The following is a 19,741-nucleotide window of genomic DNA, read 5'->3' as shown; positions in this document are numbered from 1 at the left end:
CGGTCAGCAGCAGCCGGCACCCGGCAGCGACCGCTTGTTGCGCGCCTCCCTGCTGCGCGCGGCGAGCAGGTCGTCCGCCGGGTAGCCGACCTCCTCCAGGGTCAGCCCGTGCGGCCGTACGACATGGACGGCCGAATCCCGTACGCCGGCGGCGAGCACCTTGCCTGGCCAGTCCGGCGCCCGGTGCCCGTCCCCCACGAACAGCAGCGCCCCGATCAGCGAGCGCACCATGTTGTGGCAGAAGGCGTCGGCCCGCACGGTCGCGGTGATGATCCCGTCGTCCCCGCGCACCAGGCTCAGCCGCTGCAGCGTGCGGATGGTGGTCGCGCCCTCCCGCTTCTTGCAGTAGGCGGCGAAGTCGTGCTCCCCCAGCAGGTGCTCGGCGGCCTCGTTCATGGCGTCGACGTCCAGGGGCCAGTCGTGCCAGAGGACGTGGTTCCGCAGCAGCGGGTCCACCCCGCCGGGGTTGTCGGTGACGCGGTAGGCGTACCGCCGCCAGACCGCCGAGAAGCGTGCGTCGAAGCCGCTGGGCGCCTCCCTGAGGGCCCACACCCGCACGTCCCTGGGCAGCCGGCCGGCGAGCCGCTTGAGCAGCTTGTCGTGGTGCGCGCCCCAGACCTCCCGCGGCAGGTCGACATGGGCGACCTGACCGCGGGCGTGCACCCCGGCGTCGGTCCGCCCGGCCACGGTCAGCTCGTACGTCGTCCCCCCCGACCGTGTGACGGTACGCAGCGCGTCCTCGATCTCCCCCTGCACGGTCCGTCGTCCCCCGGCCTGCTTGGCCCACCCGGAGAACTCGCTCCCGTCGTAGGAGAGATCGAGACGGACACGGACGTGACCGGGCTGCACTTCGTCACTCACACGGAGATCCTCTCAGGAACGGCAAGTGGGCCCGTCCAGAGAAGGAACGGGCCCACTGCCGCGCCCCTTCAGGGGCGCGGGGAACTGCGCGACCAGCCACTGCGGACCGGCGGCCGAAGGAGGGCTTACGCCTCCTCGGCCTCCGGCTTCGCGTCCTCGACGGCCTCGTCGGCCTTGGTCTCCTCGACCTTGGCCTCCTCGGTCTCCTTGACCGCACGCTTGGTGGCGGCCTCGGCCTCGCCGGTCGCCTGCTGCGCGACCGTCAGCGCCTCCACCAGCTCGATGACGGCCATGGGCGCGTTGTCGCCACGGCGGTTACCGATCTTGGTGATGCGGGTGTAGCCACCCGGACGGTTCTCGTAGCGCGGGCCGATCTCGGTGAAGAGCGTGTGCACGACGCTCTTGTCCGTGATGACCTGCAGCACCTGGCGGCGGTTGTGAAGGTCGCCCTTCTTCGCCTTGGTGACCAGACGCTCGGCGTACGGGCGCAGGCGGCGGGCCTTCGCCTCGGTGGTGGTGATCCGGCCGTGCTCGAAGAGCGCCTTCGCGAGGTTCGCGAGGAGCAGCTTCTCGTGCGCGGCGCTGCCGCCCAGACGGGCACCCTTGGTGGGCTTCGGCATTTCTTTCTCCTGTGTGTCTGCCCCGGCCGTGTCAGGTACCGGGGTCAGTATCCGAGCGGGCGGTTGCCCGTCGGAGATCCGGGGCCCACCGACGCGGACCCCGGAAGCGGAAGACTCAGTACTGCTCGGTCTCGACGAACCCGGCGTCCGCGTCGTCGTCGGCGCCGAAGGCGTCGGCGGCGGCCGTGGGGTCGAATCCGGGCGGGCTGTCCTTCAGGGCCAGGCCCATGCCGGCCAGCTTCGCCTTGACCTCGTCGATCGACTTCGCACCGAAGTTGCGGATGTCGAGCAGGTCGGCCTCGGAGCGGGCGACGAGCTCGCCCACCGAGTGGATGCCCTCGCGCTTGAGGCAGTTGTAGGAGCGGACGGTGAGCTCGAGCTCCTCGATCGGCAGCGCCAGGTCGGCGGCGAGGGCGGCGTCCGTGGGGGACGGGCCCATGTCGATGCCCTCGGCGTCGATGTTCAGCTCGCGCGCGAGACCGAACAGCTCCACCAGGGTCTTGCCGGCCGAGGCCATGGCGTCACGCGGACGCATCGCCTGCTTGGTCTCGACGTCGACGACCAGCTTGTCGAAGTCGGTGCGCTGCTCGACACGGGTCGCCTCGACCTTGTACGTGACCTTCAGCACCGGCGAGTAGATGGAGTCCACCGGGATACGGCCGATCTCCTGGCCCACCTGCTTGTTCTGCACGGCGGAGACGTAACCGCGGCCGCGCTCGACCGTCAGCTCCATCTCCAGCTTGCCCTTGCCGTTGAGCGTGGCCAGGACCAGGTCGGGGTTGTGCACCTCGACACCGGCCGGGGGCGCGATGTCGGCGGCGGTGACCAGACCCGGACCCTGCTTGCGCAGGTACATCACGACCGGCTCGTCGTGCTCGGAGGAGACGACCAGCTGCTTGATGTTGAGGATCAGGTCGGTGACGTCCTCCTTGACGCCCGGCACGGTGGTGAACTCGTGCAGGACGCCGTCGATGCGGATGGACGTGACGGCGGCACCCGGGATCGAGGACAGCAGGGTACGGCGCAGGGAGTTGCCGAGGGTGTAACCGAAGCCCGGCTCCAGCGGCTCGATCACGAACCGGGACCGGAACTCGTCGACGACCTCTTCGGTCAACGAGGGACGCTGAGCGATCAGCATGTGTGGATCAGATCCTTCTTTCGTGGACGCCCGCTATTTGACGTCCGACGGAAACCGCACCCGTGAGAAGTGCGGGTACTGCAAGGGTACGGGCGATACGGCCCGTTCAAGGAGCCGTACCGCCCGAGAAGCCCTGAAACAGCCGTGCGTCAGACGCGGCGGCGCTTCGGCGGACGGCAGCCGTTGTGCGGGGTCGGGGTGACGTCCTGGATGGAGCCGACCTCGAGACCGGTCGCCTGCAGCGAACGGATCGCGGTCTCACGGCCGGAACCCGGGCCCTTCACGAACACATCGACCTTGCGCATGCCGTGCTCCTGGGCGCGCCGGGCGGCCGACTCGGCGGCCATCTGCGCGGCGAACGGCGTGGACTTCCGCGAGCCCTTGAAGCCGACGTGGCCGGCGGAGGCCCAGGAGATCACGTTGCCGGACGGGTCCGTGATCGAGACGATCGTGTTGTTGAACGTGCTCTTGATGTGCGCGTGGCCGTGAGCGACGTTCTTCTTTTCCTTGCGGCGCACCTTCTTGACGGCGCCCTGACGTCCCTTGGGGGGCATCTGCTAACTCCTACGGGGAGGTGGTCGGTCCTACAGCGAAGACCGCTGATGAAGCGTTGTCCGCCGAGGACTACTTCTTGCCCGGCTTCTTCTTGCCGGCGATGGCGCGACGCGGGCCCTTGCGGGTGCGGGCGTTGGTGCTGGTGCGCTGACCACGGACAGGCAGACCGCGGCGGTGACGCAGACCCTGGTAGCAGCCGATCTCGACCTTGCGGCGGATGTCGGCCTGGATCTCGCGACGGAGGTCACCCTCGGTCTTGATGTTGTTGTCGACGTACTCGCGGATCGCGACGAGCTGCTCCTCGGAGAGGTCGCGGACGCGGGTGTTCGGGTCGACGCCGGTGGCAGCCAGCGTCTGCTGCGAGAGGGTCCGGCCGATGCCGAACACGTAGGTGAGCGCAACCTCCACGCGCTTTTCGCGCGGGATGTCGACACCGGAAACGCGTGCCATTCAATGGCTCCTGGTGATCTTCGGAGGTCTTCCGCAGAACCGCCTCCCGGCCGCCGGCCTCTTCTGTTCCGAAGATTTGGTACGGACTGGGTCCCCGGCCTCCGAGCCGGGGGTGTCGGGCACCTGCCGGTGTCCGGGTCCTGCGTATGAACATATTCAGCTTGCGTCGCGCGAATCTCTGCGAGGTGAGCAGAGGGATCGGTCGTGCGTCAGCCCTGGCGCTGCTTGTGGCGCGGGTTGTCGCAGATGACCATGACCCGACCGTGACGGCGGATCACCCTGCACTTGTCGCAGATCTTCTTGACGCTCGGCTTGACCTTCATGGGATTGAGGTTCTCCGGGTCAGTGCCACCACCCCGCGCGAGCGGGATGCGGGCAAGATCTACTTGTAGCGGTAGACGATCCGGCCACGCGTCAGGTCGTACGGAGACAGCTCCACCACGACCCGGTCGTCAGGGAGGATGCGGATGTAGTGCATACGCATCTTGCCGCTGATGTGTGCCAGGACCTGGTGGCCGTTCTGGAGCTCGACCTTGAACATGGCGTTCGGCAGAGACTCGACGACAGTGCCCTCGATCTCGATGGCACCTTGCTTCTTGGCCACGCTTCGCCCTTCGAATCGACTACCTTGATCGACTCCCGTTGCTTTCCCTTAGGGACGCATGCGGACATGCGGGTGCACGAGAGCCGACGAGTCAGTCTACGTCAGCGCACCCTGAAAGACGAATCGAGCAAGTCTGCCCCGGCACGGAGATCCTTAAGCAAGAGGGTCCGGTGCCGCCACGATCCCGTGCTCCGCCAGCTTCGCCTTGCCGCCGTCCGGAGCCGTGAGGACCAGGGGGCCCTGTTCCGTCAGGGCCACCGAGTGCTCCCAGTGGGAGGACCAGGTCCCGTCGGTGGTGATGACCGTCCAGTCGTCGGAGAGGACCTCGGTCTTCGGGGTGCCCAGCGACACCATCGGCTCGATGGCGAGGCAGAAGCCGGGGACCAGCTTGGGGCCCTTGCCCCGGCGCCGGTCGACGTAGTTCAGCAGGTGCGGGTCCATGTGCATCTCGGTGCCGATGCCGTGGCCGCCGTAGTCCTCGATGATGCCGTACTTGCCACCGCCCGGCTTCGGCTGGCGGCGGATGTAGGTCTCGATGGCGCGGGAGACGTCGACGAGCCGGTTGCCCTGCTTCATCGCCGCGATGCCGGCCCACATCGACTCCTCGGTGACCCGGGAGAGCTCGAGCAGCTCCGGGGCGTGGCCGGAACCGACGAAGGCGGTGTACGCCGCGTCGCCGTGCCAGCCGTCGATGATCGCGCCGCAGTCGATGGAGATGATGTCGCCGTCCTTCAGGACGACCTCGTCGGAGGGGATGCCGTGGACCACGACCTCGTTGACGGAGGTGCAGATCGTGGCGGGGAAGCCGCCGTAGCCGAGGAAGTTGGGCTTGGCGTCGTGCTCGGCCAGCACCTTGCGCGCGACCTGGTCCAGGTCCCTGGTGGAGGCGCCGGGCACCGCCGCCTCGCGCGTCGCCGCGTGGATGGCGGCCACGACAAGCCCGGCCTCACGCATCTTGGCGATCTGCTCGGGGCTCTTGATCTGCACCATGATGGATTTGCGCCTCCTGGCCACTGGTATCGCGACGCACAAGGATACGCGTAGGTGCACGCGTACGCCGAAACGGCCAAGGCGCGCGTGAAATGCGACAGAGCCCCGGTCGGTGACCGGGGCTCTGTCACTTCGCAAGGCTTACTCGTGGAAGTAGCGGGACCCGACGCAGGCGCCGCCGCCGTTCCAGCACAGCACCATGTCGTAGGGCTGCTTGCCGATGATGTTGTGCGACTTCTGGTCGCAGCCGGCGTCTCCGCCGTCATCGATGGTCTCGGCGATGACGATGTTGCCGTCGGTGTCAACGGTCCGCACGTAGCCGGTGACGCCGTGGCCGTCCTTCTTGGTGTCGCAGACGATGAAGATGTCCCCATCATCGATGAACGTCATGTAGCCACGGCCGTTCGGAAGTTGGATGCCAAGGTTCCCGGCCAGGGCCGGAGACGATCCGAAACCGATCATCATGGCGGCAGCTGCGCCTACCATGGCTCCCCTTTTGAGCATGGTCTTGACCACGTGATTCCCCCTTGTTCCCAGGTCGCGGAACGACCCAACTGCATTGCGGCGCACCACGGTTGCACCAGTGCCCCGCTGGTCGCCATGATCATACCGAACAGGATTATGAATGTCCACGGTCAAAGGGGTTGCCGCCCTCACCGCGAACGCATCAAGACGTCCACGAGTCCGAGGTTTACGGCCGTCCACGCCCAACGCCCGGCTGGAAGACCCAGCCGGGCGTTCGTCGTGCGTAACTGCAAGCGCTTCTACTTGCCGTCGTCCTCACGCTTGAGTGCTTCCAGCGCCCGCTGCGTGACCTCGTCCACCGGGCCCAGGGAGGAGATCGTGACGACCAGGCCCTGCGCCTTGTAGTAGTCGATGATCGGCTCGGTCTGCGTGTGGTAGACCTCGAGCCGCTTGCGGACGGTCTCCTCGGAGTCGTCGTCGCGCTGGTAGAGCTCCCCGCCGCAGACGTCGCAGACGCCTTCCTTCTTCGCGGGGCTGTACGTCACGTGGAACACGTGCGCGGAGTCGTTGCGGCAGATGCGCCGGCCGGCGATGCGCTTGACGACCTCTGCCTCGGGAACCTCGAGGTCGAGCACGGCGTCCAGCTTGATGTTCTCGGTCTTGAGCAGCTCGTCGAGCGCCTCGGCCTGCGAGACGTTGCGCGGGAAACCGTCGAGCAGGAAGCCGTTCTCCGCGTCCGGCTGCTCCATGCGGTCCTTCGCCATGGCGATGGTCACCTCGTCGGGGACGAGGTTCCCGGCGTCCATGTAGGACTTCGCGAGCTTCCCGAGCTCCGTCTGCTGGCTGATGTTGGCCCGGAACAGATCGCCCGTGGAAATGTGCGGGATCGACAGCTTCCCGGCAAGACGCGTGGCCTGAGTGCCCTTTCCGGCACCGGGCGGCCCGACGAGGACGATTCGCATCAGCGGAGGAACCCTTCGTAATTGCGCTGCTGGAGCTGGCTCTCGATCTGCTTCACCGTCTCGAGACCCACACCCACGATGATCAGGATGCTCGTCCCGCCGAACGGGAAGTTCTGGTTCGCGTTGAAGCCCACCAACGCCATTGTCGGTACGAGAGCGATCACACCCAGATACAGCGAACCCGGCCAGGTGATCCGGTTGAGCACGTAGCTGAGGTACTCAGCGGTCGGTCGGCCAGCCCGGATGCCCGGGATGAAGCCACCATACTTCTTCATGTTGTCGGCGACTTCTTCGGGGTTGAAGGAGATCGCCACGTAGAAGAAGGCGAAGAAAACGATCAGCAGGAAATAGCTGATCATGTAGATCGGGTGGTCACCCTTGGTCAGGTTCTGCTCGACCCAGGTCTTCCAGCCCGCCTTGCCCCCGGAGAACTGAGCGATCAGCGCCGGGATGTAGAGCAGTGACGACGCGAAGATGACCGGGATCACACCCGCCTGGTTGACCTTCAGCGGGATGTACGTCGACGTACCGCCGTAGGAACGGCGGCCGATCATGCGCTTCGCGTACTGCACGGGGATGCGCCGCTGCGCCTGCTCGACGAAGACCACCAGACCGACCATGACCAGGCCGACGAGGACGACGGTGCCGAACTCGATCCAGCCGCCGGCCAGGGTGCCCTGCTTCTTGATGGCCCACAGCGCGGAGGGGAAGGTCGCGGCGATCGAGATGAACATCAGGATCGACATGCCGTTGCCGATGCCGCGGTCGGTGATCAGCTCGCCGAGCCACATCACGACGGCGGTACCGGCGGTCATGCAGATGACCATGGTGACGGTGGTGAAGATCGCCTGGTCCGGGACGATGTTGGAGGCGACCGTGCACCCGGAGAAGAGGGCGCCGCTGCGGGCGGTGGCCACCAGGCCGGTGCCCTGCAGGATGGCGAGCGCCACGGTCAGGTAGCGGGTGTACTGCGTGATCTTCGCCGTGCCCGCCTGGCCCTCCTTCTTGAGGGCCTCCAGACGCGGGATCACCACGGTCAGCAGCTGCAGAATGATGCTCGCCGTGATGTACGGCATGATGCCGAGCGCGAAGACCGTGATCTGCAGCAGCGCGCCGCCGCTGAACATGTTGACCAGACCGAAGATGCCCTGGGTTCCGGACGCCTGGTCCACACAACTCTGGACGGCCTGATAGTTGACGCCCGGGATCGGGATGTGGGTACCGACCCGGTACACCACGATGATGCCGAGCGTGAAGAGCAGCTTCTTGCGCAGGTCGGGCGTCCTGAACGCCCGGGCGAACGCGGTGAGCACGGTGCCTCCTGCGACCCCCGCGCAACTGCGTCAAGGGTGACGGTCTTGAGGTTCGACGGATACAAAGAAGAACAGTGCTGGCTACCTTACCGGCGGCACAGCTCCCCGTGGAACGACCAACCGGGGATACCCCTGTGTGGGATATCCCCGGTCGGGATCGTTCAGGTCATCGAGCGGTCACCTGAATGACTCAGACGAGCTCGGTGACGGTGCCGCCGGCGGCGGTGATCTTCTCCTTGGCGGAGCCGGAGACGGCGTCGACCGTCACCTGCAGCGCCACGGAGATCTCGCCCTGGCCGAGCACCTTGACGAGCGAGTTCTTGCGAACGGCGCCCCTGGCCACCAGGCCCTCGACGGTGACCTCGCCACCCTCGGGGTAGAGCGCGGCCAGCTTGTCGAGGTTCACGACCTGGTACTCGGTCTTGAACGGGTTCTTGAAGCCCTTCAGCTTCGGGAGGCGCATGTGGAGGGGCATCTGCCCACCCTCGAAGCGCTCCGGAACCTGGTAGCGGGCCTTCGTGCCCTTGGTACCACGACCGGCCGTCTTACCCTTCGACGCCTCACCACGACCGACACGGGTCTTGGCGGTCTTGGCGCCCGGGGCGGGACGGAGGTTGTGGATCTTGAGCGGGTTCTGCTCCGCCATGATCAGTCGACCTCCTCGACCGTCACGAGGTGGCGGACGGTGTGCACCATGCCGCGGAACTCGGGGCGGTCCTCCTTGACGACCACGTCACCCAGGCGCTTGAGGCCCAGGGAACGCAGGGTGTCACGGTGGTTCTGCTTGCTGCCGATGTAGGACTTCGTCTGCGTGATCTTGAGCTGCGCCATGATTACGCACCCGCCCCGGCACGCGCACGCAGGAGGGCCGCGGGGGCGACGTCCTCGAGGGGCAGACCGCGGCGGGCCGCGATCTCCTCGGGGCGCTGCAGGCCCTTGAGGGCCTCCACGGTCGCGTGCACGATGTTGATCGCGTTGTCGGAGCCGAGCGACTTCGACAGCACGTCGTGGATACCGGCGCACTCGAGCACGGCGCGCACCGGGCCGCCGGCGATCACACCGGTACCGGGGGACGCGGGCTTGAGCAGCACGACGCCGGCAGCCTTCTCACCCTGGATCGGGTGCGGGATGGTGCCCTGGATGCGCGGGACCTTGAAGAAGTGCTTCTTGGCCTCCTCAACGCCCTTGGCGATGGCGGCCGGCACCTCCTTGGCCTTGCCGTATCCGACACCCACGGTGCCGTCACCGTCGCCCACCACGACCAGCGCGGTGAAGCTGAAGCGACGACCACCCTTCACAACCTTGGCGACGCGGTTGATCGCGACGACGCGCTCAACGTACGCGGTCTTCTCGGCGGCAGCAGCGCCGCCGTCACGGCCCTTCCGGTCCCGCCGCTCGCCGCCACCGGCACCGCTTCCGCGGCGCTGGGGTCCAGCCATTGGATTACCTCTCTCTTTCCGCTAGCTACAAGCGGCTCAGAACTTGAGCCCGGCCTCGCGGGCGGCGTCCGCCAGGGCGGCGATGCGCCCGGCGTACTGGTTGCCACCGCGGTCGAACACGACGGCCTCGACACCGGCGGCCTTCGCACGCTCGGCGACCAGGGCGCCGACCTGCTTGGCCTGCGCGGACTTGTCGCCCTCGCCACCGCGGATCGAGCTGTCCAGAGTGGACGCCGACGCCAGGGTGTGGCCCTTCAGGTCGTCGATCACCTGCGCCACGATGTGGCGGTTGGAGCGGGTCACGACCAGACGGGGACGCTCCGCCGTACCGGAAAGGGTCTTGCGGATCCGGATGTGACGGCGCTTGATCGCGGCGCGCTTGTAGGCGTCGCCCTTGAGGATCTTCTGCCCGTATGCCATGGCTTACTTACCCGCCTTTCCGACCTTGCGCCGGATGACTTCGCCCTCGTACTTGACGCCCTTGGCCTTGTACGGGTCGGGCTTGCGCAGCTTGCGGATGTTGGCCGCAACCTCGCCGACCTTCTGCTTGTCGATGCCCTCGACCGAGAAGCGGGTCGGGGTCTCCACCTTGAAGGTGATGCCCTCGGGCGCCTCGACGGTGATCGGGTGGCTGTAGCCGAGCGCGAACTCGAGGTTCGAGCCCTTGGCCGTCACGCGGTAACCGACACCGCTGATCTCGAGCTTCTTCACGTAACCCTGGGTCACGCCGGTGATCATGTTCGCCACCAGCGTGCGGGACAGGCCGTGCAGGGCCTTGCTCTGACGCTCGTCGTTGGGGCGGGTGACGCTGAGCACGCCGTCCTCACCCTTGGCGATGTCGATCGGCGCTACGACGGTGTGGGTCAGCGTGCCCTTGGGGCCCTTGACCGAGACCGTACGGCCGTCGATGGTGACGTCCACGCCGGCGGGAACCGCGATGGGGAGCTTGCCGATGCGCGACATAGCTGTTTCCTCCGTTCCCTTCCGCTACCAGACGTAGGCGAGGACTTCCCCACCCACGCCCTTCTTGCCGGCCTGCTTGTCGGTGAGGAGCCCGTGCGACGTGGAGATGATCGCCACGCCGAGGCCGCCGAGCACCTTCGGCAGGTTGGTGGACTTCGCGTACACCCGGAGACCGGGCTTGGAGATCCGCTTGATGCCCGCGATGGAGCGCTCACGGTTCGGGCCGAACTTCAGCTCGAGGACGAGGTTCTTGCCGACCTCGGCGTCCTCGACGCGCCAGCCCGTGATGAAGCCCTCCTGCTGGAGGATCTCCGCGATGTGAGACTTGATCTTGGAGTGCGGCATCGACACCGAGTCGTGGTACGCCGAGTTCGCGTTCCGCAGACGCGTAAGCATGTCTGCGATCGGATCAGTCATGGTCATGAATTGGCCTTCGGCCTCTCTCGCCGGGGTTTCCTGGTGCGCCATCCCTCTCCCCGATCCGGGACGGGACGGGTGCGGCGCGGTGGACCTACGGCGTAGTAAGCAAACGATTGTGGGCCCTGCCCACGGGCGTACGGGCGGCCGTCAGGCGCCCAACCCCCCAAGCCTAAGCCATGGAAGGGAGGGCGCCTGACACGCCCATTGCTTACCGAGAGCCCCGGGAATCCCTGAAAGGGGGGATTACCAGGAGCTCTTGGTCACGCCCGGCAGCTCGCCGCGGTGAGCCATCTCACGAAGGCACACGCGGCACAGGCCGAACTTGCGGTACACGGAGTGGGGACGGCCGCAGCGCTGGCAGCGGGTGTAGCCCCGCACACCGAACTTGGGCTTGCGAGCAGCCTTCGCGATGAGAGCCTTCTTCGCCATCTCGCTCACGCCTCCTTGAACGGGAAGCCGAGGTGACGCAGAAGGGCACGGCCCTCTTCGTCGTTGGTCGCCGTGGTGACCACGGTGATGTCCATACCCCGGACGCGGTCGATCTTGTCCTGGTCGATCTCGTGGAACATGACCTGCTCCGTGAGACCGAAGGTGTAGTTGCCACGGCCGTCGAACTGCTTGGGGGACAGACCGCGGAAGTCGCGGATGCGCGGCAGCGCGAGCGACAGGGTGCGGTCCAGGAACTCCCACATGCGGTCGCCACGGAGCGTGACGTGGGCACCGATCGGCTGGCCCTCACGCAGCTTGAACTGCGCGATGGACTTGCGGGCCTTGGTGACGGCCGGCTTCTGACCGGTGATGGTGGTCAGGTCGCGGATCGCGCCCTCGATCAGCTTCGAGTCACGGGCGGCGTCGCCGACACCCATGTTGACCACGATCTTGACGAGGCCGGGAACCTGCATGACGTTCTCGTACTTGAACTGGTCACGCAGCTTGCCCGCGATCTCCTCGCGGTACTTCTGCTTCAGACGCGGAGTGGTGGTGGTAGCCATCAGATGTCCTCACCCGTCCGCTTGGCAACGCGGATCTTGTTGCCCTCGTCGTCGAAGCGGTAACCGACACGCGTGACGACCTTGTTGCCGTCCTTCTCAACGACCAGCTGGACGTTGGAGACGTGGATCGGCGCCTCGGTCGTGACGATGCCGCCGGCCTGCGAACCGCGAGCGGTCGGACCGGCCTTGGTGTGCTTCTTGACCCGGTTGACACCCTCGACCAGGACACGCTCGTCGCGCGGGTAAGCGGCGATGACCTTGCCCTGCTTGCCCTTGTCCTTGCCGGTGATGACCTGGACCAGGTCGCCCTTCTTGATCTTCATGCTTACAGCACCTCCGGCGCGAGCGAGATGATCTTCATGAACCTCTTCTCGCGCAGCTCACGGCCGACCGGGCCGAAGATGCGAGTGCCTCGAGGGTCGCCGTCGTTCTTCAGAATGACGGCGGCGTTCTCGTCGAAGCGGATGTACGAGCCGTCCGGACGGCGGCGCTCCTTGACGGTGCGAACGATGACCGCCTTGACGACGTCACCCTTCTTCACGTTGCCACCGGGGATCGCGTCCTTGACGGTGGCGACGATGACGTCACCGATGCCCGCGTAGCGGCGACCGGAGCCACCGAGCACACGGATGCAAAGGATCTCCTTCGCCCCCGTGTTGTCGGCGACACGAAGTCGCGACTCCTGCTGGATCACGTCTATCTCCTGTTTGTCTGCCGGTTCCCCGGGGGCCGTCCTTCGACGGCCCCCGGAGCCTGGCGGAACTGACCTGCGGGGCCCCTACGTTTCTAGGGCCGCAGGAATTACTTGGCCTTCTCGAGGATCTCGACGACGCGCCAGCGCTTCGTCGCGGACAGCGGCCGGGTCTCCGCGAGGAGGACACGGTCGCCGACGCCCGCGGCGTTCTGCTCGTCGTGCGCCTTGAGCTTGTTCGTACGGCGGATGACCTTGCCGTACAGCGCGTGCTTCACGCGGTCCTCGACGGCGACGACGACGGTCTTGTCCATCTTGTCGCTGACGACGAGACCCTCACGGGTCTTGCGGAAGCCTCGTGCGGCCTTCGTCTCTTCAGTCACATTGCTCTCGCTCATCAGGCGTTCTCCACCGTCTCGATGCCGAGCTCACGCTCACGCATGAGGGTGTAGATCCGGGCGATGTCCTTGCGGACCGCCTTGAGACGGCCATGGTTCTCGAGCTGACCCGTGGCCGCCTGGAAGCGGAGGTTGAACAGCTCTTCCTTGGCCTCGCGGAGCTTCGCCAGAAGCTCCTCGTTGCCCAGCTCGCGCAGCTCGGACGCCTTGGTGCCGGCCGACATCACGCTTCACCTGCCTCGCGCTTGACGATCCGGCACTTCATCGGCAGCTTGTGGGCCGCACGGGTCAGCGCCTCACGGGCGATCTTCTCGTTGGGGTACGACAGCTCGAACATCACGCGTCCGGGCTTGACGTTGGCGATCCACCACTCCGGGGAGCCCTTACCGGAACCCATGCGGGTCTCGGCGGGCTTCTTGGTGAGGGGACGGTCCGGGTAGATGTTGATCCAGACCTTGCCACCACGCTTGATGTGACGCGTCATGGCGATACGAGCGGCCTCGATCTGACGGTTGGTCACGTACGCCGGGGTGAGCGCCTGGATGCCGTACTCGCCGAACGCAACCTGGGTACCGCCCTTGGCAGCGCCGCTGCGCTTGGGGTGGTGCTGCTTGCGGTGCTTGACCCTACGGGGGATCAGCATGTCGGTCAGGCCTCCGTTCCGGTGCTCTCAGCCGGCCCGTCGGTCTTGGGCGCCTCGGCCTTGGGGGCCTCGGCGGCCGGAGCCGACTGCTGCGGCTTGCGACCGCGCCGCTCGCCACCGCGGCCACCACGGGCCGGGCGGTCGGCACCACGGGCCGGGCGGTTGCCCGCACGGGCCGCGGCGTTCTCGGCACGGACCTCGGCGATGTTCTTGACGTCGCCCTTGTAGATCCAGACCTTCACGCCGATGCGGCCGAAGGTCGTCTTGGCCTCGAAGAAGCCGTAGTCCACGTTCGCGCGGAGCGTGTGCAGGGGCACGCGGCCCTCGCGGTAGAACTCCGAGCGGGACATCTCGGCGCCGCCGAGGCGGCCACCGCACTGGATCTTGATGCCCTTGGCGCCGGCCTTCATCGCCGACTGCATGCTCTTGCGCATGGCACGGCGGAAGGAGACGCGGGAGGAGAGCTGTTCGGCGACGGCCTGGGCCACCAGCTGGGCGTCGGTCTCGGGGTTCTTGACCTCGAGGATGTTCAGCTGGACCTGCTTGCCCGTGAGCTTCTCGAGGTCACCGCGGATGCGGTCGGCCTCGGCGCCGCGGCGGCCGATGACGATGCCCGGGCGGGCGGTGTGGATGTCCACCCGCACGCGGTCACGGGTGCGCTCGATCTCCACCTTGGAGATGCCGGCGCGCTCCATGCCGGACGTCATCATCCGGCGGATGGCGACGTCTTCCTTGACGTAGTCCTTGTACAGCTTGTCGGCGTACCACCGGGACTTGAAGTCGGTGGTGACACCGAGCCGGAACCCATGCGGGTTAACCTTCTGGCCCATTACCGGGTTCCTTCCTTGCTGCTGACGACCACGGTGATGTGGCTGGTCCGCTTGCGGATCCGGTAGGCACGGCCCTGGGCGCGCGGCCGGAACCGCTTCAGGGTCGGGCCCTCGTCGACGTACGCCTCGGAGATGAAGAGGCTGTCGGCGTCGGTGTGGTCGTAGTTGTGCGCGGCGTTGGCGATGGCGCTGTCGAGCACCTTGCCGACGGGCACGGAGGCTGCCTGCGGAGCGAATCGCAGAACAGCCTGAGCCTCCGTGGCGTCCATGCCACGGATAAGGTCCACCACGCGGCGGGCCTTCATGGGCGTAACGCGGATGTACCGCGCCTGGGCCCTGGCTTCCATGGTTGTCCCTCTCAGTTACTTACGTGTCTGAATGCGATCCGCTGCTAGCGGCGCTTCGACTTCCGGTCGTCCTTGACGTGACCCCGGAAGGTGCGCGTCGGCGAGAACTCGCCGAGCTTGTGGCCGACCATCGACTCGGTGACGAACACCGGGATGTGGGTCTTGCCGTTGTGCACCGCGATCGTGTGACCGAGCATGGCCGGGACGATCATCGAGCGACGGGACCAGGTCTTGATGACGTTCTTGGTGCCGGCTTCGTTCTGGACTTCCACCTTCTTGATCAGGTGGTCGTCGACGAAGGGCCCCTTCTTGAGACTGCGCGGCATCTAAACCCGCTCCTAGCGCTTCTTGTTCGTCTTGCGGCGGCGGACGATGTACTTGTTCGACGCCTTCTTGGGCGAACGAGTACGACCTTCCTTCTGGCCCCAGGGGCTGACCGGGTGGCGACCACCGGAGGTCTTGCCCTCACCACCACCGTGGGGGTGGTCAACCGGGTTCATCGCCACACCGCGGACGGTCGGGCGGACGCCCAGCCAGCGCTTGCGGCCGGCCTTGCCCCAGTTGATGTTGCTCTGCTCGGCGTTGCCGACCTCGCCGACCGTGGCGCGGCAGCGCTGGTCGACCAGGCGGATCTCACCGGAGGGCATGCGGAGGTGGGCCATCGAGCCCTCCTTCGCGAGCAGCTGCACGGAGGCACCCGCGGAGCGGGCGAACTTGGCGCCGCCGCCGGGACGAAGCTCCACGGAGTGGATCGTCGTACCGACCGGGATGTTGCGCAGCGCCAGGTTGTTGCCGGGCTTGATGTCGGCGCCGGGACCGTTCTCGATCCGGTCGCCCTGGCTCAGACCCCGCGGCGCCAGGATGTAGCGCTTCTCGCCGTCCGCGTAGTGGAGCAGCGCGATGCGCGCGGTGCGGTTGGGGTCGTACTCGATGTGCGCGACCTTCGCCGGCACGCCGTCCTTGTCGTGACGACGGAAGTCGATCACGCGGTAGGCGCGCTTGTGGCCACCGCCCTGGTGGCGGACGGTCACACGACCGGAATTGTTACGGCCGCCCTTGCTGTGCAGGGGACGGACCAGCGACTTCTCCGGCGTGGACCGCGTGACCTCGACGAAGTCGGCGACGCTGGAACCACGACGGCCCGGCGTAGTCGGCTTGTACTTGCGGATTCCCATTTCTCAGTCCTCGTCCGATATCGGACGGTCCGGACCGCCCTCAGGCGGTCGGACCGCCGAAGATGTCGATACGGTCGCCCTCGGCGAGGGTCACGATCGCGCGCTTGGTGGCGGCACGCTGGCCGAAGCCCGTGCGGGTCCGCTTGCGCTTGCCCTGGCGGTTGATCGTGTTGACCCCGGTGACCTTGACGTCGAAGACCGCCTGGACGGCCTCCTTGATCTGGGTCTTGTTGGCACGCGGGTCGACGACGAACGTGTACTTGTTGTCGTCGAGCAGCGCGTAGCTCTTCTCGGAGACGACCGGCTTCAGCAGGACGTCACGGGGGTCCGTGTACGACTTGCTCAGCGGGGTCTCGACGGTGTTCTTGCCCTCGGCGGCGTGGCGGCGCGCCTTGGCGACGCGCGCGGCCTTGGCGGCCTTCGCAGCCTTGGAGGCGATGCTCGGGTGACGCGTAGCCATCAGGCCTCGCTCCCTTCGGTGTCGGCAGCCGGCGATGCGGGCGCGCCGGACACGAAGGACTCGAGAGCGGCCTGGGTGAAGACCACGTCGTCCGAGACGAGAACGTCGTACGTGTTCAGCTGGCCCGGCTCCAGGATGTGGACCTGGGGCAGGTTGCGGGCGGACAGCCACGCGGCCTCGTCGGCGCGGTCGACGACCAGGAGCAGGTTCTTGCGCTCCGAGATCTTGCCGAACAGCGTCCGGGCGGCCTTGGTGGAGGGGGTCTCGCCCTCGATCACGCCGGAGACGACGTGAATGCGGTTGTGGCGGGCCCGGTCGGTGAGGGCGTGACGCAGCGCGGCAGCCTTCATCTTCTTCGGGGTCCGCTGCGAGTAGTCGCGCGGCACGGGACCGTGCACGACGCCACCACCGGCGAACTGCGGGGCGCGGGTCGAACCCTGACGGGCGCGGCCGGTGCCCTTCTGGCGGTACGGCTTCTTGCCGCCACCACGGACCTCGCCACGGGTCTTGGTCTTGTGCGTGCCCTGACGGGCCGCGGCCAGCTGCGCGACGACGACCTGGTGGATCAGCGGGATGCTGACCTTCTCGACGTCGAAGATCTCCGCGGGGAGCTCGACGGAACCGGCCTTCTCGCCCGCCGGCGAAAGGATGTCGATGTTGATTGAAGTACTCATCGGCTTACCTCAGGCCCCCTTGGCCGCGGTGCGGACCAGGACGAGGCCGCCGTTCGGACCGGGAACCGCGCCCTTGATGAGCAGCAGACCCTTCTCCGCGTCAACGGCGTGGACGGTCAGGTTCTGGGTGGTGACCCGCTCGTTGCCCATACGACCCGCCATGCGGAGGCCCTTGAACACACGGCCCGGGGTGGCGCAGCCACCGATGGAACCGGGAGAGCGGTGCTTGCGCTGGGTGCCGTGACCGGCGCCGAGGCCACCGAAGTTGTGGCGCTTCATGACACCGGCGAAGCCCTTGCCCTTGCTCTTGCCGGTGACGTCGACCTTCACGCCGGCCTCGAACACCTCGGCGGTGATCTCCTGGCCGAGGGTGTACTCGGCGGCGTCCGCGGTGCGGATCTCGACGAGGTGGCGGCGGGGGGTGACGTCGGCCTTGGCGAAGTGGCCCTTGAGGGGCTTGTTCACCTTGCGCGGGTCGATCTCGCCGAAGGCGATCTGGACCGACTCGTAGCCGTCGCTGTCGTTCGTGCGGACCTGGGTCACGACGTTGGGGCCGGCCTTGACGACGGTGACGGGGACGACGCGGTTGTTCTCGTCCCACACCTGCGTCATGCCGAGCTTCTCGCCCAGGATGCCCTTGATCTGCTTGGTCATTCTCAGATCACCGGCCTCAGAGCTTGATCTCGATGTCGACACCGGCCGGGAGGTCGAGTCGCATCAGGGAGTCAACGGTCTTGGGCGTCGGGTCGAGGATGTCGATCAGGCGCTTGTGCGTGCGCATCTCGAAGTGCTCGCGCGAGTCCTTGTACTTGTGCGGCGACTTGATGACGCAGTACACGTTCTTCTCAGTGGGCAGCGGCACCGGGCCCGCGACCGACGCACCAGTACGCGTCACCGTCTCGACGATCTTCTTCGCCGAGGAGTCGATGACCTCGTGGTCGTAGGCCTTGAGCCGGATGCGGATCTTCTGTCCCGCCATGGCTACTCAGTAGTCCTGTCTCTCGTAACGCTCTGGAACCCGGTGTTCCGTGGCTCTCTCTCCGACCCACGCGGTCGGGCGTGTCGCACCCTCGCTGACACAGATGCCCCTTGTTCGAACATCCCTGCTGGGAGAGCGCGGCCCTTGCGGAACCGCAGGCCGGGGACGAGAAGTCCACCGGGTGCCTGGCCGGTGCCGCACCGACACTTCCCGGAAGATTCCCGTACGTCCGCCCCAGCGCTGCCTCGCGGCAGTTAGGGCGACGAGTACTGTGGGACTCGCTTCCGGTCCCCCCGGCGGGAGGCGCGCAGCATCAACACTCGACCGAGCAACTCGGACAGTCTGCCATATGGGGCAGGGGCCTGGCCAATCGAGCCGGAGAGAATACCCCGAGGGTGACGCAGGTCAAACCCGCACCCTCCCCGCGACACGGGGCTTGTTCATCCTTGTGAATAAGAATCAAGCACTTGTCTATTGACGTGTCCACAGCAACCGCTTACGGTCCCGTTCGAGGATACGAGAAAGCGCTTTCTCCTGCACGGCAGAGCCCTGGTCACGGACGAACCCGGAGGCATCACCATGCAAGTGAGACCCGTCATCGCGTGCGTCAGCCTGCTGGCAGGCGCGCTCGTCGCGCTGTCCGGCGCGCCGGCGCAGGCCGCGAGCACCACGCAGTACGTGTCGCCCGGCGGCACCGCCGGCGCGGCCGGCACGCAGTCCGCCCCGACGACGCTCGCCACGGCGATCAGCCGCATCGCGCCGGGCGGCACCATCTACCTGCGCGGCGGCACCTACCACTACTCCTCGACCGTCACGATCCCGGCCGGCGGCGACGGCACCGCGGGCGCCCGCACCACCCTGAGCGCCTACCCGGGCGAGAGCCCGGTGCTCGACTTCTCGGCGCAGAGCGAGAGTTCCTCCCACCGCGGCCTGCAGCTGTTCGCGAACTACTGGCACCTGTACGGCCTCACCGTCGAACACGCCGGCGACAACGGCATCTACATCGGCGGCAGCCACAACGTCGTCGAGCGCATGGTGACCGCCTACAACCGCGACACCGGACTCCAGCTCGGCCGGATCTCCTCCGGCACCCCGAGCTCCCAGTGGCCGTCCGACAACCTGGTGGTGAGCTCGGAGTCGCACGACAACGCCGACTCCGACGGCGAGGACGCCGACGGCTTCGCGTCGAAGCTCACCACGGGCACCGGGAACGTCTTCCGCTACGACGTCTCCCACAACAACATCGACGACGGCTGGGACCTCTACACCAAGACCGCCACGGGCGCCATCGGCCCGGTGACGATCGAGTACTCGCTGTCGTACCGCAACGGCACCCTGTCCGACGGCAGCCAGAGCGGCGACGGCGACCGCAACGGCTACAAGCTCGGCGGCGACGGCATCGCCGTCGACCACGTCGTCCGGCACGACATCGCCTACGGCAACGGCCACCACGGGTACACCTACAACAACAACCCCGGCACCATGACGATCTCCAGCAACGCGAGCGTCGACAACGCCGAGCGCAACTTCTCCTTCGACAAGGGCACGTCGGTGTTCCGCGGCAACACCTCGTGCCGGTTCGCCGTCGACGGCTCCAACGACAAGACGGTCGGCGACGCCGACGGCTCCAACCAGTTCTGGACCGGCACCAACGGCTCCCGCTGCTCCTCCTACGGCGGCTCCCTGGGCTGGTCCTTCGCCTCCGACGGCCGGCTGGCCGTGACCTTCGGCGGCAGGGTGGTGACGCCGTAGGCGGCAAGCGGTGAGCGGCA

33 protein-coding genes are annotated in these 19,741 nt (G+C 67.0%); 1 reads left to right on the top strand and 32 read right to left on the bottom strand.

Annotated elements, in window-relative coordinates; genetic code table 11:
- Positions 1 to 3: 3 nt before the first annotated feature.
- The 32 genes from truA to rpsJ all read right to left on the bottom strand — a co-directional run bounded on the left by truA (position 4) and on the right by rpsJ (position 17,969).
- Entirely contained in the window at positions 4 to 861 is an 858-nt protein-coding gene (gene truA, locus ACJ9NR_RS23950) for a tRNA pseudouridine(38-40) synthase TruA (protein ID WP_412494372.1), read from the bottom strand.
- Between the two features lie 125 nt (positions 862 to 986).
- On the bottom strand, positions 987 to 1,481 hold the full coding sequence (rplQ, locus tag ACJ9NR_RS23945; protein WP_412494371.1) for a 50S ribosomal protein L17: 495 nt from the start codon (positions 1,479 to 1,481) through the stop codon (positions 987 to 989).
- Between the two features lie 115 nt (positions 1,482 to 1,596).
- The gene (locus tag ACJ9NR_RS23940; RefSeq protein WP_412494370.1) at positions 1,597 to 2,619 is read right to left on the bottom strand and encodes a DNA-directed RNA polymerase subunit alpha; all 1,023 of its coding nucleotides are present in this window, start codon (positions 2,617 to 2,619) and stop codon (positions 1,597 to 1,599) included.
- A 149-nt stretch (positions 2,620 to 2,768) separates the two neighbouring features.
- The gene (gene rpsK, locus ACJ9NR_RS23935; protein WP_017949643.1) at positions 2,769 to 3,173 is read right to left on the bottom strand and encodes a 30S ribosomal protein S11; all 405 of its coding nucleotides are present in this window, start codon (positions 3,171 to 3,173) and stop codon (positions 2,769 to 2,771) included.
- Between the two features lie 70 nt (positions 3,174 to 3,243).
- Positions 3,244 to 3,624, bottom strand: coding sequence for a 30S ribosomal protein S13 (gene rpsM / locus ACJ9NR_RS23930; protein ID WP_037858429.1), 381 nt, complete (start codon positions 3,622 to 3,624; stop codon positions 3,244 to 3,246).
- Between the two features lie 209 nt (positions 3,625 to 3,833).
- Positions 3,834 to 3,947 (bottom strand): 50S ribosomal protein L36, encoded by a 114-nt coding sequence (gene rpmJ, locus ACJ9NR_RS23925; RefSeq protein ID WP_003974245.1) that lies wholly within the window; start codon positions 3,945 to 3,947, stop codon positions 3,834 to 3,836.
- 59 nt (positions 3,948 to 4,006) lie between these two features.
- The gene (gene infA / locus ACJ9NR_RS23920; RefSeq protein WP_003948620.1) at positions 4,007 to 4,228 is read right to left on the bottom strand and encodes a translation initiation factor IF-1; all 222 of its coding nucleotides are present in this window, start codon (positions 4,226 to 4,228) and stop codon (positions 4,007 to 4,009) included.
- Positions 4,229 to 4,381: 153 nt separating this feature from the next.
- Positions 4,382 to 5,218: a type I methionyl aminopeptidase gene (gene map, locus ACJ9NR_RS23915; RefSeq protein WP_412494369.1), complete on the bottom strand. Its 837-nt coding sequence runs from the start codon at positions 5,216 to 5,218 to the stop codon at positions 4,382 to 4,384.
- A 141-nt stretch (positions 5,219 to 5,359) separates the two neighbouring features.
- Entirely contained in the window at positions 5,360 to 5,734 is a 375-nt protein-coding gene (locus ACJ9NR_RS23910) for a hypothetical protein (RefSeq protein ID WP_412494368.1), read from the bottom strand.
- 248 nt (positions 5,735 to 5,982) lie between these two features.
- A complete protein-coding gene (locus ACJ9NR_RS23905) occupies positions 5,983 to 6,645 on the bottom strand; it encodes an adenylate kinase (protein ID WP_412494367.1) in 663 nt (220 codons plus the stop codon).
- A complete protein-coding gene (gene secY / locus ACJ9NR_RS23900) occupies positions 6,645 to 7,958 on the bottom strand; it encodes a preprotein translocase subunit SecY (protein ID WP_412494366.1) in 1,314 nt (437 codons plus the stop codon). Before secY ends, ACJ9NR_RS23905 begins: the two co-directional genes overlap by 1 nt.
- 190 nt (positions 7,959 to 8,148) lie before the next feature.
- On the bottom strand, positions 8,149 to 8,604 hold the full coding sequence (gene rplO / locus ACJ9NR_RS23895; protein WP_412494365.1) for a 50S ribosomal protein L15: 456 nt from the start codon (positions 8,602 to 8,604) through the stop codon (positions 8,149 to 8,151).
- 2 nt (positions 8,605 to 8,606) lie between these two features.
- Positions 8,607 to 8,789 carry a 50S ribosomal protein L30 gene (rpmD, locus tag ACJ9NR_RS23890; RefSeq protein WP_009190145.1) on the bottom strand — a complete coding sequence of 61 codons (183 nt, stop codon included), beginning with the start codon at positions 8,787 to 8,789 and terminating at the stop codon, positions 8,607 to 8,609.
- Between the two features lie 2 nt (positions 8,790 to 8,791).
- Entirely contained in the window at positions 8,792 to 9,397 is a 606-nt protein-coding gene (rpsE, locus tag ACJ9NR_RS23885) for a 30S ribosomal protein S5 (protein WP_019753099.1), read from the bottom strand.
- 36 nt (positions 9,398 to 9,433) lie between these two features.
- Positions 9,434 to 9,817: a 50S ribosomal protein L18 gene (gene rplR / locus ACJ9NR_RS23880; RefSeq protein ID WP_412494364.1), complete on the bottom strand. Its 384-nt coding sequence runs from the start codon at positions 9,815 to 9,817 to the stop codon at positions 9,434 to 9,436.
- A 3-nt stretch (positions 9,818 to 9,820) separates the two neighbouring features.
- Positions 9,821 to 10,360 carry a 50S ribosomal protein L6 gene (rplF, locus tag ACJ9NR_RS23875; RefSeq protein WP_412494363.1) on the bottom strand — a complete coding sequence of 180 codons (540 nt, stop codon included), beginning with the start codon at positions 10,358 to 10,360 and terminating at the stop codon, positions 9,821 to 9,823.
- Between the two features lie 24 nt (positions 10,361 to 10,384).
- Positions 10,385 to 10,783, bottom strand: a complete 399-nt coding sequence (rpsH, locus tag ACJ9NR_RS23870) for a 30S ribosomal protein S8 (protein WP_055706474.1) — start codon at positions 10,781 to 10,783, stop codon at positions 10,385 to 10,387.
- Positions 10,784 to 11,023: 240 nt separating this feature from the next.
- Entirely contained in the window at positions 11,024 to 11,209 is a 186-nt protein-coding gene (locus ACJ9NR_RS23865) for a type Z 30S ribosomal protein S14 (RefSeq protein ID WP_003948630.1), read from the bottom strand.
- A gap of 5 nt (positions 11,210 to 11,214) precedes the next feature.
- A complete protein-coding gene (rplE, locus tag ACJ9NR_RS23860) occupies positions 11,215 to 11,772 on the bottom strand; it encodes a 50S ribosomal protein L5 (RefSeq protein WP_301972795.1) in 558 nt (185 codons plus the stop codon).
- On the bottom strand, positions 11,772 to 12,095 hold the full coding sequence (rplX, locus tag ACJ9NR_RS23855; RefSeq protein WP_053674523.1) for a 50S ribosomal protein L24: 324 nt from the start codon (positions 12,093 to 12,095) through the stop codon (positions 11,772 to 11,774). The genes rplE and rplX overlap by 1 nt, the downstream gene beginning before the upstream one ends.
- 2 nt (positions 12,096 to 12,097) lie before the next feature.
- Entirely contained in the window at positions 12,098 to 12,466 is a 369-nt protein-coding gene (gene rplN, locus ACJ9NR_RS23850) for a 50S ribosomal protein L14 (RefSeq protein WP_376533033.1), read from the bottom strand.
- Positions 12,467 to 12,573: 107 nt separating this feature from the next.
- Positions 12,574 to 12,861: a 30S ribosomal protein S17 gene (gene rpsQ / locus ACJ9NR_RS23845; RefSeq protein ID WP_016434628.1), complete on the bottom strand. Its 288-nt coding sequence runs from the start codon at positions 12,859 to 12,861 to the stop codon at positions 12,574 to 12,576.
- Positions 12,861 to 13,085: a 50S ribosomal protein L29 gene (rpmC, locus tag ACJ9NR_RS23840; RefSeq protein ID WP_007494763.1), complete on the bottom strand. Its 225-nt coding sequence runs from the start codon at positions 13,083 to 13,085 to the stop codon at positions 12,861 to 12,863. Before rpmC ends, rpsQ begins: the two co-directional genes overlap by 1 nt.
- Positions 13,085 to 13,504: a 50S ribosomal protein L16 gene (gene rplP, locus ACJ9NR_RS23835; protein ID WP_009327094.1), complete on the bottom strand. Its 420-nt coding sequence runs from the start codon at positions 13,502 to 13,504 to the stop codon at positions 13,085 to 13,087. The genes rpmC and rplP overlap by 1 nt, the downstream gene beginning before the upstream one ends.
- 5 nt (positions 13,505 to 13,509) lie before the next feature.
- Positions 13,510 to 14,334 carry a 30S ribosomal protein S3 gene (rpsC, locus tag ACJ9NR_RS23830; protein WP_412494362.1) on the bottom strand — a complete coding sequence of 275 codons (825 nt, stop codon included), beginning with the start codon at positions 14,332 to 14,334 and terminating at the stop codon, positions 13,510 to 13,512.
- Entirely contained in the window at positions 14,334 to 14,681 is a 348-nt protein-coding gene (gene rplV, locus ACJ9NR_RS23825) for a 50S ribosomal protein L22 (RefSeq protein WP_003974262.1), read from the bottom strand. The genes rpsC and rplV overlap by 1 nt, the downstream gene beginning before the upstream one ends.
- Positions 14,682 to 14,725: 44 nt before the next feature.
- Positions 14,726 to 15,007: a 30S ribosomal protein S19 gene (gene rpsS / locus ACJ9NR_RS23820; RefSeq protein WP_016434625.1), complete on the bottom strand. Its 282-nt coding sequence runs from the start codon at positions 15,005 to 15,007 to the stop codon at positions 14,726 to 14,728.
- A gap of 12 nt (positions 15,008 to 15,019) precedes the next feature.
- Positions 15,020 to 15,856, bottom strand: a complete 837-nt coding sequence (gene rplB / locus ACJ9NR_RS23815) for a 50S ribosomal protein L2 (protein WP_393867690.1) — start codon at positions 15,854 to 15,856, stop codon at positions 15,020 to 15,022.
- 40 nt (positions 15,857 to 15,896) lie between these two features.
- A complete protein-coding gene (rplW, locus tag ACJ9NR_RS23810) occupies positions 15,897 to 16,316 on the bottom strand; it encodes a 50S ribosomal protein L23 (RefSeq protein WP_412494361.1) in 420 nt (139 codons plus the stop codon).
- Positions 16,316 to 16,990, bottom strand: a complete 675-nt coding sequence (gene rplD / locus ACJ9NR_RS23805; protein ID WP_412494360.1) for a 50S ribosomal protein L4 — start codon at positions 16,988 to 16,990, stop codon at positions 16,316 to 16,318. The genes rplW and rplD overlap by 1 nt, the downstream gene beginning before the upstream one ends.
- A gap of 9 nt (positions 16,991 to 16,999) precedes the next feature.
- A complete protein-coding gene (gene rplC, locus ACJ9NR_RS23800) occupies positions 17,000 to 17,644 on the bottom strand; it encodes a 50S ribosomal protein L3 (protein WP_208777383.1) in 645 nt (214 codons plus the stop codon).
- Positions 17,645 to 17,660: 16 nt separating this feature from the next.
- Positions 17,661 to 17,969, bottom strand: coding sequence for a 30S ribosomal protein S10 (gene rpsJ / locus ACJ9NR_RS23795; RefSeq protein WP_003948644.1), 309 nt, complete (start codon positions 17,967 to 17,969; stop codon positions 17,661 to 17,663).
- Between the two features lie 579 nt (positions 17,970 to 18,548).
- Between rpsJ and ACJ9NR_RS23790 the strand changes: the two genes are divergently transcribed.
- Positions 18,549 to 19,721 (top strand): right-handed parallel beta-helix repeat-containing protein, encoded by a 1,173-nt coding sequence (locus ACJ9NR_RS23790; protein WP_412494359.1) that lies wholly within the window; start codon positions 18,549 to 18,551, stop codon positions 19,719 to 19,721.
- Positions 19,722 to 19,741: the final 20 nt, after the last annotated feature.

The sequence above is a fragment of the Streptomyces sediminimaris genome, from assembly GCF_047049295.1.
Lineage (GTDB): Bacteria > Actinomycetota > Actinomycetes > Streptomycetales > Streptomycetaceae > Streptomyces > Streptomyces sediminimaris.
This window is presented reverse-complemented; position numbering and strand designations above follow the sequence as displayed.

What these genes read in the sequence shown, in the direction of transcription:
- rplQ (WP_412494371.1), bottom strand. Translation starts at nt 1,481, where the DNA reads ATGCCGAAGCCCACCAAGGGTGCCCGTCTGGGCGGCAGCGCCGCGCAC.
- ACJ9NR_RS23940 (WP_412494370.1), bottom strand. Translation starts at nt 2,619, where the DNA reads ATGCTGATCGCTCAGCGTCCCTCGTTGACCGAAGAGGTCGTCGACGAG.
- rpsK (WP_017949643.1), bottom strand. Translation starts at nt 3,173, where the DNA reads ATGCCCCCCAAGGGACGTCAGGGCGCCGTCAAGAAGGTGCGCCGCAAG.
- rpsM (WP_037858429.1), bottom strand. Translation starts at nt 3,624, where the DNA reads ATGGCACGCGTTTCCGGTGTCGACATCCCGCGCGAAAAGCGCGTGGAG.
- rpmJ (WP_003974245.1), bottom strand. Translation starts at nt 3,947, where the DNA reads ATGAAGGTCAAGCCGAGCGTCAAGAAGATCTGCGACAAGTGCAGGGTG.
- map (WP_412494369.1), bottom strand. Translation starts at nt 5,218, where the DNA reads ATGGTGCAGATCAAGAGCCCCGAGCAGATCGCCAAGATGCGTGAGGCC.
- ACJ9NR_RS23905 (WP_412494367.1), bottom strand. Translation starts at nt 6,645, where the DNA reads ATGCGAATCGTCCTCGTCGGGCCGCCCGGTGCCGGAAAGGGCACTCAG.
- rplO (WP_412494365.1), bottom strand. Translation starts at nt 8,604, where the DNA reads ATGGCGGAGCAGAACCCGCTCAAGATCCACAACCTCCGTCCCGCCCCG.
- rpmD (WP_009190145.1), bottom strand. Translation starts at nt 8,789, where the DNA reads ATGGCGCAGCTCAAGATCACGCAGACGAAGTCCTACATCGGCAGCAAG.
- rpsE (WP_019753099.1), bottom strand. Translation starts at nt 9,397, where the DNA reads ATGGCTGGACCCCAGCGCCGCGGAAGCGGTGCCGGTGGCGGCGAGCGG.
- rplR (WP_412494364.1), bottom strand. Translation starts at nt 9,817, where the DNA reads ATGGCATACGGGCAGAAGATCCTCAAGGGCGACGCCTACAAGCGCGCC.
- rplF (WP_412494363.1), bottom strand. Translation starts at nt 10,360, where the DNA reads ATGTCGCGCATCGGCAAGCTCCCCATCGCGGTTCCCGCCGGCGTGGAC.
- rpsH (WP_055706474.1), bottom strand. Translation starts at nt 10,783, where the DNA reads ATGACCATGACTGATCCGATCGCAGACATGCTTACGCGTCTGCGGAAC.
- ACJ9NR_RS23865 (WP_003948630.1), bottom strand. Translation starts at nt 11,209, where the DNA reads ATGGCGAAGAAGGCTCTCATCGCGAAGGCTGCTCGCAAGCCCAAGTTC.
- rplE (WP_301972795.1), bottom strand. Translation starts at nt 11,772, where the DNA reads ATGGCTACCACCACCACTCCGCGTCTGAAGCAGAAGTACCGCGAGGAG.
- rplX (WP_053674523.1), bottom strand. Translation starts at nt 12,095, where the DNA reads ATGAAGATCAAGAAGGGCGACCTGGTCCAGGTCATCACCGGCAAGGAC.
- rpsQ (WP_016434628.1), bottom strand. Translation starts at nt 12,861, where the DNA reads ATGAGCGAGAGCAATGTGACTGAAGAGACGAAGGCCGCACGAGGCTTC.
- rpmC (WP_007494763.1), bottom strand. Translation starts at nt 13,085, where the DNA reads ATGTCGGCCGGCACCAAGGCGTCCGAGCTGCGCGAGCTGGGCAACGAG.
- rplP (WP_009327094.1), bottom strand. Translation starts at nt 13,504, where the DNA reads ATGCTGATCCCCCGTAGGGTCAAGCACCGCAAGCAGCACCACCCCAAG.
- rpsC (WP_412494362.1), bottom strand. Translation starts at nt 14,334, where the DNA reads ATGGGCCAGAAGGTTAACCCGCATGGGTTCCGGCTCGGTGTCACCACC.
- rplV (WP_003974262.1), bottom strand. Translation starts at nt 14,681, where the DNA reads ATGGAAGCCAGGGCCCAGGCGCGGTACATCCGCGTTACGCCCATGAAG.
- rpsS (WP_016434625.1), bottom strand. Translation starts at nt 15,007, where the DNA reads ATGCCGCGCAGTCTCAAGAAGGGGCCCTTCGTCGACGACCACCTGATC.
- rplB (WP_393867690.1), bottom strand. Translation starts at nt 15,856, where the DNA reads ATGGGAATCCGCAAGTACAAGCCGACTACGCCGGGCCGTCGTGGTTCC.
- rplW (WP_412494361.1), bottom strand. Translation starts at nt 16,316, where the DNA reads ATGGCTACGCGTCACCCGAGCATCGCCTCCAAGGCTGCGAAGGCCGCC.
- rplD (WP_412494360.1), bottom strand. Translation starts at nt 16,990, where the DNA reads ATGAGTACTTCAATCAACATCGACATCCTTTCGCCGGCGGGCGAGAAG.
- rplC (WP_208777383.1), bottom strand. Translation starts at nt 17,644, where the DNA reads ATGACCAAGCAGATCAAGGGCATCCTGGGCGAGAAGCTCGGCATGACG.
- rpsJ (WP_003948644.1), bottom strand. Translation starts at nt 17,969, where the DNA reads ATGGCGGGACAGAAGATCCGCATCCGGCTCAAGGCCTACGACCACGAG.
- ACJ9NR_RS23790 (WP_412494359.1), top strand. Translation starts at nt 18,549, where the DNA reads ATGCAAGTGAGACCCGTCATCGCGTGCGTCAGCCTGCTGGCAGGCGCG.